We start from the raw sequence: 15,451 nt of genomic DNA on the forward strand, positions 1-15,451 counted from the left end.
TCTCTCTTTTAATTATCGGTTGTCTGATTGAGGGCCCGGCGCAACTTGGCCATGATCGGCGCTGTTTCAGGACGTACACCACGCCACAGTAAAAATGACTCAGCGGCCTGCTCTACCAACATCCCAAGGCCATCAGCACTCTCTGCGCCCTGTCCACGCGCCCATTGTAAAAAAGGCGTTGGCTCGGCGGCGTACATCATGTCGTAAGCTTTACCATGACTGGCGACACAGCCTTCAGGAAGCGGCGGCAGCACACCGCCAAGGCTTGCGGAACTCGCATTGATAATCAGGTCGTAGCAGCCTCTCAATTCCTCCAGGCCGCCACCACTTAATTCGCCCAACTGGGAAAATTCTGCCGCAAGCTGTACCGCTTTTTCTGAGGTGCGGTTGGCAATATGTAAATGTGCTGGTTTTTCCGCAAGGATTGGCAGCAATGCTCCCCGGGCGGCTCCGCCAGCTCCCAGTAAGAGAACTTTCCGATCCTTAATTTCCCAGCCCAAGTTGGTACAAATATCAAATACCAGGCCGGTCCCGTCGGTGTTGTCGCCGAGAATCTTTCCACCTTCGGCCAGTGCCAAGGTATTCACCGCTCCCACTGACGCAGCCCGCTCGGTCAAGTTATCCGCCATCTCAAATGCTTGCAGCTTGAAGGGCACCGTCACATTGAGGCCACAACCACCCTCAGCAAAAAATGTTCGCGCGTAATCAACAAAGCCATCCAGAGGGGCAAGCAGTTTCCTGTAATCGATATCCTCGCCTGTTTGCGCGACAAAGGCTCGGTGTATCTCCGGTGAGAGGGAGTGCTCTATAGGGTTACCCACCACCGCATAGCGGTCACTCATGATTCCGCCCTTTTGCGCTCTCTCGCTGCCTCACGAATCTTGGCACTTTCATCGACAATTATTAAACCGTCAATTTTGAGGCCGTCGGCAGCTTCGGTGACTAAATAGCGGGTTTGTGAGCTGTACAGCTCTACCGCCTTTTCTTCCCCCTGCGGGTGTAACAAGGTCCAGCGCAAGCTCGCAAGGGTGCTGTAATTATTCAGCTCTATCACCTCGGTAACAGTGCCGAGAATCTGACAGACACCAAGGCGTCGATAAGCATTGAGGAGCTTAACCACCTGTTGGATAAACTCATCCCGTTCTACGGTGAGCTTTACGCCATCTTCCCGGTAGTAGTGCAGTGGGAAACGATAAAAGTCAGCAATCTGCTCAACATCTCCCGTTTCAAAATGCCGCCTGTAATCGAGAAACAGGGAGTTGATTCCTTCCAATCGCGATGGGTGCACAACAAACCTCCATTGTGACAAATTGCTTGGCTATACCCAGTCTCTGTGTGGCAGAAAATCAGTGTATAGCTTCTCTTCCGCAGATCCCGGCTCTGGTTGCCAGTCATACTTCCAACTCACCAGTGACGGCAAGGACATCAGAATGGATTCTGTACGCCCACCACTTTGCAATCCGAACAGAGTGCCACGATCAAAGACCAGGTTGAATTCCACATAGCGCCCACGGCGGTAGAGTTGGAATTCACGCTCGCGCTCACCGTAAGCAGTCTCTTTGCGCTTCTGCACAATGGGTAGATAAGCCTCCAAGTAACTATCGCCAACAGCGCGCATAAGCGCAAAAGCGTTGTCGTAGCCACCTTCGTTAAAATCATCGAAAAAGAGCCCGCCGACTCCCCGAGCTTCATCTCGGTGCTTCAGGTAGAAATATTTGTCACACCACTGCTTAAAGCGAGGGTATACCTCGCTGCCAAAAGGCTCACAGGCCTGCTTGGCCGTTTGGTGCCAATGTACGACATCCTCGTGATAGCCGTAATACGGGGTCAAATCATAGCCACCACCAAACCACCAGATGGGCTCAGCTCCTGGCTTTTTCGCCACAAATAGACGCACGTTTGCATGGCTAGTAGGCACGTAGGGATTGCGCGGATGAATTACGAGGGAGACGCCCATCGCCTCAAAAGAGCAACCGGCCAGTTCGGGGCGATTAGCTGTGGCTGACGGAGGAAGTCCATCCCCATAGACATGGGAAAAGTTCACGCCCCCCTTTTCAATCAGGTTGCCCTCTTCCAATACCCGGGTTCGACCACCACCGCCACCGGGCCTTTCCCAATTATCTTCGCGAAATGGTTGGCCGTCTTGTTCACTCAGGGCATCACAAATGCGGTCTTGTAGGCCGAGGAGATAGGCCTTTACTTCCTTGGTATCGATATCACTCATAGGCGAAAACTACGTCACTGTTTTGAAATTAAGCACCCGCCCTCAGTACGCGGCCACTTTGCAGATCGCGTATTTCACTGGGGGCGCTGCGGCCACCGGTTGAGCCGCCACCGACAAAGTCGAGATCGCGGCCGAAATAGCGCAGTACCTGGTATTTATTGCGGGCGGGTTGAGACCCGGCCGGGTTTGCTGAAGTGGATACGATAGCACCGCCAAAGGCGCGTGTTAACGCAGCGGTAAACGGATGATCGGTGCAGCGCAGGGCTACAGATTTATGCACCCCACAGACCCAGGAAGGAATCAGGTCCCGATGGGGTACAAGCCAGGTAACCGGGCCCGGCCAGCTGCGATCCAACTGTTCCTTTTGTCCATCACTGAGATCGCTGAGGAGGGGGGCAAAATGTGTTCTATCACCGGAGACCAGGATCAAACCCTTCTCAAGTGGGCGATGCTTGAGTTGTAGCAAGCGTCTGACAGCCAGCAGGTTATTGGGGTCGCAAGCCAAGCCCCATACAGATTCAGTGGGATGGGCAATAACACCACCCGCTGCCAGGGCGCGGGCAGCCTGTTTTACGGAAAGCGGTGAGTACTTCATTTTAACGCTAGTCTTACTTCCCTTTACGCAATTGCAAATCTTGTTTATAGGGAATGTCGAATGTCTCCAGAGCAACTTCCACTACAGGCAGATGGGAGTCCGAATCCATTGAAGTCGCAACACAAGGCTCACTCAATTCAACTCTCTTTACTATCGAAGCGGAAGGATGCTGGCAATCTAGCGGATTGCATTGATTGACACAAGATATTGCTTTATGCCCTAGCCAAGTTGCTCAAAAAACATCCATTCGCTTTTTTTCCAAGCTTAAGTACTTCATGGTTCTCGCTGGCATATTGGCGCCTAACCCTCAATTCAGCCACCACCAGCTTCCCAGCACTATCAGTCGCCGGCGCTCCCGAAATCTAGTCCTCTCCAGCTCGGGGATACCTAACGATTTTAGCTTCCTCCTATACTGGTCTTGATCTCGACTATTCTCAGATAGCGCCAAAGCCTTCTTAAAACTACGCTGATAACCCTTGGCTCCGGACTTTAGACGCGCCATTCCCAGTAGAAAATGAAAACGATGGTCTTCCTTCTTTATCGAAATTGCATCTTCAGCCTTATTGGCCGCCAATTCATACAACTCATCTTCGTAAGCTGTAAGCGCTTGACCGTACCAATAGTAGGGGTCCTCCTGTCTATAATCATGTAGTTTTACTGACAGAACATTTGCCATTTGAAGGTCACCCTGAGCCCGGAGAACTTTCTCCAGATTGCTCAACGAAACCAAGTTTGCTCCATCAAGCTTCAACGCTATAGCGTAAGAACTAATTGCTTGTTTGACCAAACTCGCTGAACGATATATGGCCCCCAAATTATTCCAAAGATCGGCTTCCTCTGGCGCCAGTAAAATTGACTTTCGAATATAAAGAAAGGCATTTTTAAAATCTCGATCTACAAGAAACTCCATAGCCAGGTTACTATAGAACTTTGCAAAAGCTTCCTTATCTTCCAACTCTTTTTGATGATATTCTGGATTGTAATCCGTAAAGTTAAAATCCAATATGCGTTGTCTACTACCAGTATCAGCTACAACATTAATGTGCTGGTAAATAAAGGTCTGTTGGCTCTCCAAATATCTCACTTCTGGAACAAAAACCTCATTGAATTTAGCATCCACTCCAAGTCCACGAATCATTGCAACTAAAAAGGCACTAAAGGCCATGCAATTTCCTCTCTGCTGATCAAAAACTTGTGCAGCATTGAGCGTGGCATCTGCATCGTAGAGAATTGAAAAATATTGACTCTGCAATTTATTTATCAGAGCATCCAACCTATCACTTTTTTTTCTGGTACTTATCGATTTTAAAAACAACCTCATATCATTATTCAATGCCAGGATATCAATATCAGGCAAATCAGAGTTACTTATAGAGGAACGCCAAAAATATGTCCCACTAAGCAACTGTTCTTCTGAAAATTCTTGAGAAATAGATATATCTGTTTTTTTTATTTGTGTAGAGCAGCCTCCCAAAACTAGAAAAATAAGGGATAAAGCTACTATGATCTTTTTCATAAGCATGCCTTTAATACAGTATTAAATACCAATCCATCAGGATATATTTTTAACACAAAAGACAAGCAAATGAATTACGTATCAAAACACCAGATTCAATTGCTGACCATCGCTAACTTGACGCCCGCGGCATAGTCCGGATGCACCTTGGAAAAGTGTGCCAATTGTCGCTGAATTATTTCATCCGGTACACCCGCCATCGCTTCTGCAATATTGTTATATAAGCGCTGTTTTTGTTCATCGTTGAACAAGTCAAAGAGCGCTCGAACCTGACTGTAATCATCATTGCCTTTGCGGTGGTCATATCTATCTGCCGCACCGGATATTGGTAACGGGGGTTCTTTCGCTTTTGGGTCCTCCTCTGCTCCAGAAAAACTATTCGGCTCATAAAAGGCATCCGGATTGCCACTGCGGATACCCGTGCTATTCATTTCACCATCCCGATAGTAATTATGGACAGGACAGCGCGGTGCATTCACTGGAAGACTCTCATAGTGAGTTCCCAAGCGGTGACGATGTGCATCGGCATAAGAGAATATACGCGCCTGCAGCATCTTATCCGGTGAGAAACTGATACCTGGCACGATATTGGATGGAGAGAAAGCTGCCTGCTCGATTTCTGCAAAATAGTCTTGCGGGTTGCGATTCAACTCCATGGTTCCCACCTCGATAGGTGGATAATCACCATGAGGCCATACCTTGGTGAGGTCAAAGGGGTTGTAGTTTGTTTTGCCGAGGTCTGCTGCGGGCATGACTTGAATCTGGAATGTCCACTTCGGGCATTCTCCGTTTTCTATTGCGCTGTACATCGCCTCCTGGTAACTCTCCCGGGAGCGCCCAATCACAGTTTCAGCTTCCGAATTGGTGAAGTACCTATGTCCCTGCTGGGTCTTGAAATGGAATTTCACCCAGAAACGCTCCCCATTGTGATTCCACAGGGAGAAGGTATGGGAGCCATAACCATTCATATGCAACGGAGATATGGGCAAACCGCGATCGGAGAACAGTATGGTCACCTGGTGGAGGCTTTCAGGGCTCAACGACCAGAAATCCCACATGGCTGTGGGGGAGCGCAAGTGAGTTCGTGGATGCCGTTTTTGTGTGTGGATAAAGTCTGGAAATTTGTAGGGGTCTCGTACAAAAAAGACTGGCGTATTGTTGCCGACCAAATCCCAATTGCCCTCCTCCGTATAAAACTTCAGTGCAAAACCACGCACATCCCGCTCCGCATCAGCTGCACCCAACTCACCGGCCACAGTTGAAAAACGGGCCAACAGTGGGGTCTCTGCCCCCGGCTGCAAAACCTGGGCACAGGTGTAGTTAGAAATATCACCAGTTACCCTCAAAACCCCATAGGCGCCCCAACCTTTGGCATGTACCGCCCGCTCAGGTATGCGCTCACGATTTTGATGCGCCAGTTTTTCGATAAGTTGATAATCTTGAATCAAAAGGGGGCCATCTGGCCCCGCTGAAAGGCTATTTTGATTATCGGGAACCGGAGCGCCGGCATCAGTGGTGAGTTTGGGTTTATCCGCCATAATTAGACTCCACTTTTGGAATCCACTGAGTATTAGCGCTGTCCCAGAACTGCGCGAATTGATCGGCGGCTACACCATCAAACAAGGGGACTCTTACTAATTCTTTCCGTAATTTCCGAGCAAGACCTTTAGAGACTCACTGGCTCCGCAGGGGTTTTAGCCAGTTTTTTCCCTTCCGTATAACGGCTGCTCTTCATTGTTAGCTGGTAAGACCCTGTGAGTTGCTCCACCAAGCCCTCTAACTCCAACTCCATCAATGCAGCCATCAATTCACCCGCCTCAACCCCGGTATCACGAGACAATAGCTCGATACTCCGAGGCCCTCCGACAAGCGCTCTGATGATATGTTGCTGAAGCTCGGGCAGTGGTTTAGCAGGGGGGAGATCACTGGATGTGGGCTCTGCAAGTAAACCGCCCAGCTGGCGAGCTACATCTGCGCTGGTTTCAACCAGTGTCGCACCTTCTTTAATCAGGTGGTGGCAACCCCTGGCCATTGGGTTGTGAATAGAACCTGGAATCGCAAAAACCTCACGATTCTGCTCCAGTGCTAAACGCGCCGTAATCAGAGAGCCTGAGCGCATCGCTGCTTCTACCAGTAATACCCCCATTGAAAGGCCACTGATAATCCGGTTCCTCCGCGGGAAGTTCTTCGCTTCAGCACTGCTGCCTATGGGCAATTCGCTGACCAAAGCACCGCCTGCAGCAAGAATGTCCTCCGCCAGGGGGCGATTATGTTTTGGATAAATACAGTCGACTCCACTACCCAAAACTGCGACCGTGGAGCCCGCTACCTGCAGCGCCCCTCTGTGAGCAGCGGCATCTACGCCCAGAGCCAGCCCGGAAGTGATAGCAAATCCGGAACCGGCCAATTCCGCGGCGAAGGCCCGGGCATTATCCAGACCCGCCACTGTGGCCCGACGGGCACCCACCATCGCTACCTGCGGTAGATTTAGAGCGCTTCTTTCACCACGAATATAGAGCACAGGCGGGGGGCGTGAAGTCTCCGATAACAGGGCGGGATAATCGGGATCGCTGTGACAAATCAGCTGCACGCCCAGGTCTGCGCAACGGGCCCGCTCGCACTTAACCCAATCGATGAGTTCACTGGCGGCAGATCGGCTGGAAAACCCCCGCCACTGGGTTTGGGCCCGCGGTGATAACTTTTCCAGAAGAGGTTGAGGAAACTGGTGGAGAGCCTCTTCGGCAGTGGCAAAGTACTCCAGTAATTGCCAGTAGCGAGCTGGGCCAATTCCCTCAAGACGCAGCAACGCCATAGTAGCGGTCAATGCATCCATGCGACTTACCATTTTCTGTTTTGAAGGTTGTGCGGCAGGGCAAACAGCAACACCTGCCGCGAGATTTTCTGGGATCGCTTAGGGGTTGCGCACCATATCCATCACTGCCAGCGGGCGACGGGCATCCAGTACCAGGGCTAGGCTCATTTTTTCAAAGGTGCGGAATACCATCAACTCACCAGCGCGGGTATCTGGGAGCTTCACCACGTCACCAGCAATACGGTCGCGTACTGTTGAACCCGCTTTGTATATCGCTAGGACGTTGCCGGGTTGCAAGCCGTCTCTGTCTCCCGAATTCAAGATAACAACATCAAACTTACCAATTTGGTTTACCCCTTCATCAACACCTACAATCACCCCATCAACCGTGACACCCGGTGCGCTAGGGTGGAACAGCGCATCAATTGAGCGCTCTTCTACGGGCATCAACCGATCTTCAAGACGAACCTCACGAGAAGTGTTACGCACGCCCATTGTCGCTATAGAAAAATTCGAGTTGTTATCCGGATTGCTATCTGGGTCCAGCTGCAACAGGTCTAAAGTACCTATGCCAAGTGCCTGACGCCCGAGGACTTCACCAGATACTGGGTCAGTATAAATAGGACCAGGGCGATAGAGCCCGTACGAAGGTAAAGGCGCCGCAAAATCACCGCGAGCGTAGAGGATATCTCCAGCACCCATCAAAATATGATTTTCTGACCCAGAAACTACATAGGGAGTCCCCTCAAAAGCACCGGGCTCTACTATACGAGTCCGCGATAAAAAAGCATTGATCGCATCCAGCGGAATCGCCGGAATTGCATCCTCAACTGCCTGGCGGCGGATCGAGGGCGACAGGCGGTTGCCATCAACCCCCGGCGACAGTTGATACGCCCGGGGGCCGCGTTGCAGCTGTAGCTGTGGTTGGCCGTCTATATAAACAAGGCGCAGGCTATCTCCTGGATAAATCAGGTGGGGGTTTTCCACCTGTGGGTTCACTTGCCAAATCTCCGGCCAGTACCAGGGTTGCACCAGAAACTGACTGGAAATATCCCAGAGCGTATCGCCCTTTTGCACCACATAAGCGTCGGGGTGACTGGGGTTCAGGCGAACCTGATCCTGTGCTTCGACACCAAGGGCAACCGCTAACAACGAGATCGCGGCCAGGATAATTTTTTTCATGGAAGCATTCCTATGCTCTTTATCGCTATAATTCTCAGCGCCGGGCCACTCCCGTGAAGGGAGCGAGACCGGACCCGGGCGCATAGCGCCAGCAAAAACAGGGGTCCACTCGGTAAATTTTGAGCGCGATCATAATGTTATCAGCGCACGTTCAACGAATACTAGAAGTTTGTCACAGGTGTTATGGCTAAACTCGAGATACTGGAATTTCCCGATCCGCGCCTGCGCGAGATCGCTAAACCCGTCGCTGAAGTGACCGACGCCCACCGCCAATTGCTCGACGACATGTTTGAAACCATGTACGCCGCGCCCGGTATCGGCCTCGCCGCTATCCAAGTCAATGCGCAGGAGCGCATTGTGGTAGTGGATATATCCGAAGACGGCAATGAACCTTACGGGTTTATCAATCCCGAAATCGAAGTGCTGGACCCGGAGATCCATCAGTACGACGAGGGCTGCTTGTCAGTGCCCGGTTTCTATGAAACGGTGGAGCGCCCGCGCAAAGTGCGTGTAAAGGCCCTGGACCGCAATGGCGAACCTTTTGCCCTGGAGGCCGAGGGATTGCTGGCGGTCTGTATCCAACATGAAGTCGATCATTTGGATGGTAAGCTCTTCGTGGATTATATCTCCCCGCTGAAGCGCAACCGCATCCGCTCCAAGCTGGAAAAGTCCCAGCGCCGCCGCGCCTGATCTGCGCCAGCCGCAGGAGCCTGGAGCTGCCGCCTTACGGCAGCTCTCCCACCCCCATTACCTGAGAGCAAGTCAGTGAATATTATTTTTGCCGGCACGCCGGACTTTGCCGCTGTGCACCTGCAAGCGCTGCTCGACAGCGAGCACAATGTCATTGCCGTTTACACCCAACCGGATAGGCCGGCTGGGCGCGGTAAGAAATTGCTCGCCAGCCCAGTGAAACAGCTGGCACTCTCCCACAATATCCCGGTGTACCAACCCCTGAGCCTGCGCGATGAGACGGCCCAGGCTGAACTCGCTGCCCTTGAAGCGGATATTATGGTGGTGGTGGCCTACGGCCTGATACTGCCGCAGGTAGTGCTGGATACCCCGCGTCTGGGCTGTATCAATGTGCATGCCTCCCTGTTGCCGCGCTGGCGCGGTGCCGCACCGATCCAACGCGCGGTGGAAGCGGGTGACAATGAAAGTGGCGTCGCCATTATGCAAATGGAGGCGGGCCTGGATACTGGCCCTGTTTTAGTCGAGAGCCGCTGCGCCATTACCGAGTCCGATAGCGGTGGCAGTTTGCACGACAAGCTGGCGGAACTCGGCGGCCCATCCCTCCTCCAGGCCTTGGCTCTACTGGAAAGTGGCAGTGCCAACCCTCAGGTACAAGACGATACGCAGGCTAACTACGCCAACAAAATTACCAAGGAAGAGGCGCAGATTGACTGGCAGCGCCCCGCTGCTGAACTGCATCGATTGATACGCGCTTTTAACCCCTTCCCAGTGTGCTGGAGCACTTATCGGGACAAGAAGGGCGAGCAGCGCCTGCGTATCTATAGCGCAGCCATCGAACAGGGCTGCCACAGTGATCAGCCCGGTACCATTATCTCCAGTGACGACGAAGGTATTTTAGTGGCCTGCGGCCGCGAGGCCCTGCGCCTCCAATTAATACAGCTACCGGGTAAAAAAGCGCTTCCCGCAGCAGAAATTTTGAAAGGCTACCGGGAGCAGTTCGCCCCGGGTACCAAACTGGGATAATTATGAGCAGAGATGTACGCGCCGAGGCCGCCCGAGTTATCGCCTCACTGCTGGAAGAACGTGGCTCGTTGGCAAGACTTCTGCCTGCCGCCGAGGACAAAGTCGAGGAGCGCGACCGCCCTCTGTTGCGGGAGCTCTGTTACGGCAGTGCCCGCACGGCACCGCGCCTGCAATTGATCGCCGCCAAGTTGCTGCGTAAAAAAGTCTCGGATATTGAGATCAATGCACTGATCCTGCTGGGCATTTACCAGCTCGAGTACACTCGCATACCCGATCACGCCGCCATATCTGCAACCGTCAATGCCGCACGCAGCCTCGGTCTGGACAGAGCGACCGGGCTGATCAATGGGGTGCTGCGCAACGCCCTGCGCAACAGTGAGCAGCTTCAGCGCAAACTGTCCGGCAATCCACAGTTCAGCTCTATGCACCCGGCCTGGTTACAGCAGCGGATTAAAGCCGCCTGGCCTGAGAAGGCGTCAGACATCTTCCGCGCCAACAATGCCAACCCACCCATGACCTTGCGGGTAAATACTGCCAAGATCTCGCGCGCGGACTATTTACAACAGCTCGATGAAGCCGGCCTCTCCGCCGAGCCCTGTACTATTTCCCCGGTCGGTATCACGCTGGTTGAGCCGGTTTCAGTCACAGTGCTACCGGGCTTTGCCGAGGGCTTGGCCAGTGTGCAAGATGAGTCCGCGCAACTAGCGGCGCTGCTGTTACAGCCGAAGGAAAATGCCCGGGTGTTGGACGCGTGTGCGGCACCTGGAGGCAAGAGTTGCCACTTATTGGAGCAGGAATCCAGCATTCAGTTGAGCGCGTTGGATATTGAGGAGGACCGCCTGGTGCGGGTCGAGGAAAACCTCGAGCGCAACGGGCAGAGTGCCGAGCTTATCTGTGCCGATGCCACGTCTCCGAATGAGTGGTGGGACGGGCAGCAATACGACCAGATACTACTGGACGCACCCTGTTCGGCAACCGGGGTAATTCGCCGCAACCCGGATATCAAACTTTTGCGCCGGGAAGAAGACATTGCCGAGTTAGTGGCTTTGCAGGGCAAGATCCTGCGCGCTCTGTGGCCCCTGGTTAAACCGGGTGGGCAGTTGCTTTACGCCACCTGTTCCAGCCTGCCGACGGAAAACAGCGAAGTCGTCGCAGCGTTCATTGCGGAGACAGAGGATGCGAGCGACAATACCCCTGAACTGCTAAACGATAAGCCCTGGGGCGAGAAACAAGTTGCCGGTATGCAGCTTCTACCCCAAACCGGCGGCGGTGACGGTTTCTACTACGCTCTGCTGAGCAAAGCTGAATAACGACGTCGCTAGTCGCGAGTCTCATCCGATATGAAAATTGTCATTCTCGGCGCCGGCCAGGTGGGCGGCTCTCTAGCGGAGGCCCTGGCCTCCGAGCGCAATGATATTGTCCTGGTGGACAGCGACGAGAAAACCCTGCGCGAACTGCGCGACCGCATCGATATCGGCGTGGTACTGGGCCACGCCTCTCACCCGGATATTCTGATGGAAGCCGGGATTGAGGATGCGGATATCCTGGTTGCAGTCACCAATAACGATGAGACCAATATGGCGGCCTGCCAGATTGCGCACTCTCTTTTTCGCGTACCCACCAAAATCGCCCGGGTACGGGCCTCTTCCTACCTGCAATACCCGGAATTATTCGATACCCAGGCCATCCCTATCGATGTACTGATCAGCCCGGAGCAACTGGTTTCAGAGTATATCTCCCGCCTGATGGAACACCCCGGAGCCTTGCAGGTGTTGGATTTTGCCGGTGGTCGGGTACAGCTGGTAACGGTTTTAGCCGTTCAGGGCGGGCCTCTGGTTGGGCACCAACTGCGCTATTTGCGCGAGCATATGCCCAAGGTAGATACCCGGGTTGCTGCGATTTATCGTCGCAACCGGCCAATTATTCCCCAGGGTGATACGGTGATTGAAGCCGGCGATGAGGTGTTCTTTATTGCCGCACGAGCAGATATTCGCGCGGTAATGAGCGAACTGCGTCGACTGGAACACGGTTATAAACGAGTAGTGATCGCCGGCGGTGGCAATATTGGTTTGCGCCTGGCCACTCGGCTTGAGAATCGCTATTCGGTAAAAATTATTGAGCAGAGCCACGAGCGCTGTGTCTTTCTATCCGAGGAGCTGTCTCACACCATTATCCTGCACGGCAGCGCCTCCGATCAGGAGCTGCTGCTGGAAGAGAGCATCGAAGATACCGATGTTTTTCTTGCCCTTACCAATGACGACGAGGCTAATATCATGTCGTCACTATTGGCCAAACGTCTGGGCGCACGCAAAGTGATGACCCTGATCAATAACCGCGCTTATGTGGACCTGGTACAGGGCGGTGAAATCGATATTGCCATCTCACCGCAGCAAAATACGATTGGCAGCCTGCTCACCCATGTGCGCCGAGGAGATATGGTCAACGTCCACTCCCTGCGTCGAGGTGCAGCTGAAGCCATTGAGGTTATCGCCCACGGTGACGAGCGCACTTCCAAGGTAGTGGGGCGCAAGATCGAAGATATCGACTTGCCCGAGGGCGCCTCGATTGGCGCCATCGTACGGGAAACGGAAAATGGCAGCGAAGTTTTGATGGCACACGATGATGTCATTGTGCAGAGCGATGACCACGTGATTGTCTTCCTTATCGACCGCCGCCAGACTCGCCATGTTGAACAACTGTTCCAAGTTGGTTTTGGCTTTTTCTGAGCAAATAATATTTTCGTTTTCCGGCGATAACGGTCTCCGCCGTCCAGATAACATTGCAACAAATAACGATAGGCTGATAGGCGCCAATGCGAATTGCGGTAATTGCGCGAGTTTTTGGAATTCTCTTGACGGTGTTCAGCCTGACTCTGCTGCCGCCGATTGGCGTATCCCTGTGGTATGAAGATGGTACTCACAGCGCATTTGTCGCAGCCTTTGTCATCACTCTGATCACCGGCCTGTTCATGTGGCTGCCAGTGCACGATTTGCGCGAAGACCTGCGCACCCGGGACGGGTTCGTAGTGACATCTTTGTTCTGGCTGGTACTGGGCAGCTTCGGTGCCCTGCCCTTTATTATCAGCCCACAGCCTGACTTGAGTATCACCGACTCTATTTTTGAATCCATCTCGGGGCTAACAACCACCGGCGCCACGGTGATTACCGGGTTGGACTCACTGCCTCCTGCCATTCTCTACTACCGCCAGCAGTTGCAGTGGTTTGGCGGTATCGGCGTAATTGTTATCGCCCTGGCCATCCTGCCGATGCTGGGTATCGGTGGTATGCAGCTGTATAAGGCAGAAATTCCCGGCCCGGTAAAAGATACCAAATTGACTCCGCGTATTGCCGAGACAGCACGGGCACTAATTGTTATTTATGTGATTCTTACAATCCTCTGCGGCATCGGCTACTGGTGGGCCGGCATGACGGTATTCGACGCCGTTGGCCATGCGTTTTCCACCGTGGCCAATGGAGGCTTCTCCACCCACGATGCCAGTATGGGTTTCTACGCCCACAACCGCGCGATCATGATTATTTGTATCGTGTTTATGTTTACTGCTGCCATTAACTTCGGTCTGCATTTCTTCGCATTTCGCAACAGGACCCTCAGCCACTATTGGCGCGACTCAGAATTCCGCTTCTACGTTATGTTGATTCTCGGTGCCGGCCTGTTGATCAGCTGTTACCTGTGGATATTGAATATCTTCTCCCCCGGCAACAGCCTGCTACACGGTTTCTTCCAGGTGGTCTCGATCAGCACCACTGCCGGATTCGCCTCGGAAAATTTCTCAGCCTGGCCAGTATTCTTACCCTACGTCCTCTTGCTGTTAGGTATTCTCGGTGCCTGCGCCGGCTCAACCTCGGGGGGCATTAAGGCGGTGCGCGGTATGCTGATTATGAAGTCCGGTATGCGCGAGCTGAATCGCCTGGTACACCCCAATGCGGTTATCCCTATCAAGATCAACCGGAAAATTGTCCCCGATCGAGTTACCGACGCTGTGTGGGGCTTCTTTGCGGTCTATGTTTCATCCTTTTTTATCCTCGCCATTATCGTCATCGCCACCGGTGAGGACTTTGTCACCTCCGTTACTACAGTAGCCTCCTGCCTGAGTAATATCGGACCCGCCCTCGGCGAAGCCGCTGCCCACTATGGTGCGGTTAATGAAGTCGCCAAATGGTTTCTTATCCTGGCGATGTTGATGGGACGCCTGGAAATTTTTACCCTGCTAGTACTACTTACCCCGGCTTTTTGGCGCCACTAACGACACAAGATGTCATGGCCACGCTAACGCGTGGCAATATTTTTTAATTTCTGCCACAGTTGCTGTTTACAGGAAGTAACTAATAAAAACAGGCTGTATGAGCAGAGATACTAGTGCGCTGCTCGGTCAACTCAAAATTGATCGGGAAACAGCGCCCGAACCCAGTTCCCCATCGCGCAAAGTTATATTGGCGGCATCTGTCGGCCTAGTTACTGGCATAGTTATAGGCCTTGCCGGCGCTTCTCTATTTGCAGAAGACAGTACACCAGTGCTCCCCCAAAGTAGCGAACCTCAAGCCAAGACTCTCAGCTTGATTCCCAGGGAGGAAAAATTTCACGAGACCATTCTTAATGCTTCCGGCTATATCACACCGAGGCGCATGGCTACGGTCTCTGCTGAAGTAATGGGCCTGATCAGTAGTGTGGATGTCGAAGAGGGAATGCAGGTCGAGGAGGGGCAGGTTCTGGCCCGCTTGGATGATGCCAAAGCGCGGGTCGCGCTGGATTTTGCCCAGGCACAAATTCAAGTGCTTCAAGCCAAGGAAGCGAGTATTCACGCGAAGTTAAAAGAGGCTGAACGCCAATATCGGCGTTTTGCCGGACTTCGAGACAAAAATTATTCCAGCAAAGCGCAGCTCACCCAAAGTGAATCCTCGGTAGAGGGGTTACGGGCAGACTTAAAAAGTGCCCGCGCCAATATTCAAGTCGCCATTCTTGAAGCTGAGAGGCAGCGAGAACGCCTGGCAGATCATATTATCCGCGCGCCTTTTGCCGGCGTAGTCACGACAAAAAATGCACAACCTGGCGAGATAGTTGCCCCCAGCTCTGCCGGCGGAGGTTTTACCCGTACTGGAATCTGTACCATCGTGGATATGAATTCACTCGAAATCGAAGTGGATGTGAACGAGGCCTTTATCGGCCGGGTCGCCAAGGGACAGAAAGTTAACGCCAACCTGGATGCCTACCCGAACTGGGACATTCCAGCTACCGTTATCGCCATCATTCCAACGGCCGATCGAGCCAAGGCAACTGTTCGAGTGCGAATAGCTATCGATGACAAAGATGCTCGAATCCTGCCGGATATGGGCGTTAAGGTGGGCTTCCTCGCAGGCGAGGCCGCAGCTCCTTAGCAAACACCAATAAAAA

General features: G+C 52.9%; 15 protein-coding genes. 6 read left to right on the plus strand and 9 right to left on the minus strand.

The features are described from left to right. Positions 1-8: 8 nt before the first annotated feature. The 9 genes from aroE to ACJJI5_RS01310 all read right to left on the minus strand — a co-directional run bounded on the left by aroE (position 9) and on the right by ACJJI5_RS01310 (position 8,329). Positions 9-842, minus strand: coding sequence for a shikimate dehydrogenase (gene aroE / locus ACJJI5_RS01270; RefSeq protein ID WP_444915097.1), 834 nt, complete (start codon positions 840-842; stop codon positions 9-11). After that, positions 839-1,288, minus strand: a complete 450-nt coding sequence (locus ACJJI5_RS01275) for a DUF6841 family protein (RefSeq protein WP_413663901.1) — start codon at positions 1,286-1,288, stop codon at positions 839-841. Before ACJJI5_RS01275 ends, aroE begins: the two co-directional genes overlap by 4 nt. A 30-nt stretch (positions 1,289-1,318) precedes the next feature. Beyond that, positions 1,319-2,224, minus strand: a complete 906-nt coding sequence (hemF, locus tag ACJJI5_RS01280; protein WP_445355326.1) for an oxygen-dependent coproporphyrinogen oxidase — start codon at positions 2,222-2,224, stop codon at positions 1,319-1,321. A 28-nt stretch (positions 2,225-2,252) separates the two neighbouring features. Beyond that, positions 2,253-2,819 (minus strand): L-threonylcarbamoyladenylate synthase type 1 TsaC, encoded by a 567-nt coding sequence (gene tsaC, locus ACJJI5_RS01285; RefSeq protein ID WP_444892450.1) that lies wholly within the window; start codon positions 2,817-2,819, stop codon positions 2,253-2,255. A 13-nt stretch (positions 2,820-2,832) separates the two neighbouring features. Then, complete coding sequence (locus ACJJI5_RS01290) at positions 2,833-2,955, minus strand: hypothetical protein (protein WP_445355327.1); 123 nt, start codon at positions 2,953-2,955, stop codon at positions 2,833-2,835. 171 nt (positions 2,956-3,126) lie between these two features. After that, complete coding sequence (locus ACJJI5_RS01295; protein WP_445355328.1) at positions 3,127-4,335, minus strand: hypothetical protein; 1,209 nt, start codon at positions 4,333-4,335, stop codon at positions 3,127-3,129. 95 nt (positions 4,336-4,430) lie between these two features. Continuing rightward, entirely contained in the window at positions 4,431-5,873 is a 1,443-nt protein-coding gene (locus ACJJI5_RS01300) for a catalase (protein WP_445355329.1), read from the minus strand. A gap of 128 nt (positions 5,874-6,001) precedes the next feature. Next, positions 6,002-7,168: a DNA-processing protein DprA gene (gene dprA, locus ACJJI5_RS01305; protein WP_445355330.1), complete on the minus strand. Its 1,167-nt coding sequence runs from the start codon at positions 7,166-7,168 to the stop codon at positions 6,002-6,004. 78 nt (positions 7,169-7,246) lie between these two features. Beyond that, positions 7,247-8,329 carry a LysM peptidoglycan-binding domain-containing protein gene (locus tag ACJJI5_RS01310; protein ID WP_445355331.1) on the minus strand — a complete coding sequence of 361 codons (1,083 nt, stop codon included), beginning with the start codon at positions 8,327-8,329 and terminating at the stop codon, positions 7,247-7,249. A gap of 183 nt (positions 8,330-8,512) precedes the next feature. On the opposite strand from ACJJI5_RS01310, the gene def reads away from it, so the two are divergent. The 6 genes from def (at position 8,513) to ACJJI5_RS01340 (ending at position 15,435) form a co-directional block, all read left to right on the plus strand. After that, complete coding sequence (def, locus tag ACJJI5_RS01315; protein WP_444895582.1) at positions 8,513-9,019, plus strand: peptide deformylase; 507 nt, start codon at positions 8,513-8,515, stop codon at positions 9,017-9,019. A gap of 75 nt (positions 9,020-9,094) precedes the next feature. Then, positions 9,095-10,042 (plus strand): methionyl-tRNA formyltransferase, encoded by a 948-nt coding sequence (gene fmt, locus ACJJI5_RS01320; RefSeq protein ID WP_445355332.1) that lies wholly within the window; start codon positions 9,095-9,097, stop codon positions 10,040-10,042. A 2-nt stretch (positions 10,043-10,044) separates the two neighbouring features. After that, positions 10,045-11,352 (plus strand): 16S rRNA (cytosine(967)-C(5))-methyltransferase RsmB, encoded by a 1,308-nt coding sequence (gene rsmB, locus ACJJI5_RS01325; protein ID WP_445355333.1) that lies wholly within the window; start codon positions 10,045-10,047, stop codon positions 11,350-11,352. Between the two features lie 30 nt (positions 11,353-11,382). Further along, complete coding sequence (gene trkA, locus ACJJI5_RS01330; protein WP_282930545.1) at positions 11,383-12,768, plus strand: Trk system potassium transporter TrkA; 1,386 nt, start codon at positions 11,383-11,385, stop codon at positions 12,766-12,768. Between the two features lie 86 nt (positions 12,769-12,854). After that, complete coding sequence (locus ACJJI5_RS01335) at positions 12,855-14,306, plus strand: TrkH family potassium uptake protein (RefSeq protein WP_282930546.1); 1,452 nt, start codon at positions 12,855-12,857, stop codon at positions 14,304-14,306. A gap of 97 nt (positions 14,307-14,403) precedes the next feature. Continuing rightward, positions 14,404-15,435, plus strand: coding sequence for an efflux RND transporter periplasmic adaptor subunit (locus ACJJI5_RS01340; RefSeq protein ID WP_108731210.1), 1,032 nt, complete (start codon positions 14,404-14,406; stop codon positions 15,433-15,435). Positions 15,436-15,451: the final 16 nt, after the last annotated feature.

The sequence above is a fragment of the Microbulbifer maximicatervae (SeqCode) genome (genome assembly GCF_052467955.1).

What these genes read in the sequence shown, in the direction of transcription:
- trkA (WP_282930545.1), top strand. Translation starts at nt 11,383, where the DNA reads ATGAAAATTGTCATTCTCGGCGCCGGCCAGGTGGGCGGCTCTCTAGCG.
- ACJJI5_RS01310 (WP_445355331.1), bottom strand. Translation starts at nt 8,329, where the DNA reads ATGAAAAAAATTATCCTGGCCGCGATCTCGTTGTTAGCGGTTGCCCTT.
- aroE (WP_444915097.1), bottom strand. Translation starts at nt 842, where the DNA reads ATGAGTGACCGCTATGCGGTGGTGGGTAACCCTATAGAGCACTCCCTC.
- def (WP_444895582.1), top strand. Translation starts at nt 8,513, where the DNA reads ATGGCTAAACTCGAGATACTGGAATTTCCCGATCCGCGCCTGCGCGAG.
- tsaC (WP_444892450.1), bottom strand. Translation starts at nt 2,819, where the DNA reads ATGAAGTACTCACCGCTTTCCGTAAAACAGGCTGCCCGCGCCCTGGCA.
- rsmB (WP_445355333.1), top strand. Translation starts at nt 10,045, where the DNA reads ATGAGCAGAGATGTACGCGCCGAGGCCGCCCGAGTTATCGCCTCACTG.
- ACJJI5_RS01340 (WP_108731210.1), top strand. Translation starts at nt 14,404, where the DNA reads ATGAGCAGAGATACTAGTGCGCTGCTCGGTCAACTCAAAATTGATCGG.
- ACJJI5_RS01335 (WP_282930546.1), top strand. Translation starts at nt 12,855, where the DNA reads ATGCGAATTGCGGTAATTGCGCGAGTTTTTGGAATTCTCTTGACGGTG.
- dprA (WP_445355330.1), bottom strand. Translation starts at nt 7,168, where the DNA reads ATGGATGCATTGACCGCTACTATGGCGTTGCTGCGTCTTGAGGGAATT.
- ACJJI5_RS01300 (WP_445355329.1), bottom strand. Translation starts at nt 5,873, where the DNA reads ATGGCGGATAAACCCAAACTCACCACTGATGCCGGCGCTCCGGTTCCC.
- hemF (WP_445355326.1), bottom strand. Translation starts at nt 2,224, where the DNA reads ATGAGTGATATCGATACCAAGGAAGTAAAGGCCTATCTCCTCGGCCTA.
- ACJJI5_RS01295 (WP_445355328.1), bottom strand. Translation starts at nt 4,335, where the DNA reads ATGAAAAAGATCATAGTAGCTTTATCCCTTATTTTTCTAGTTTTGGGA.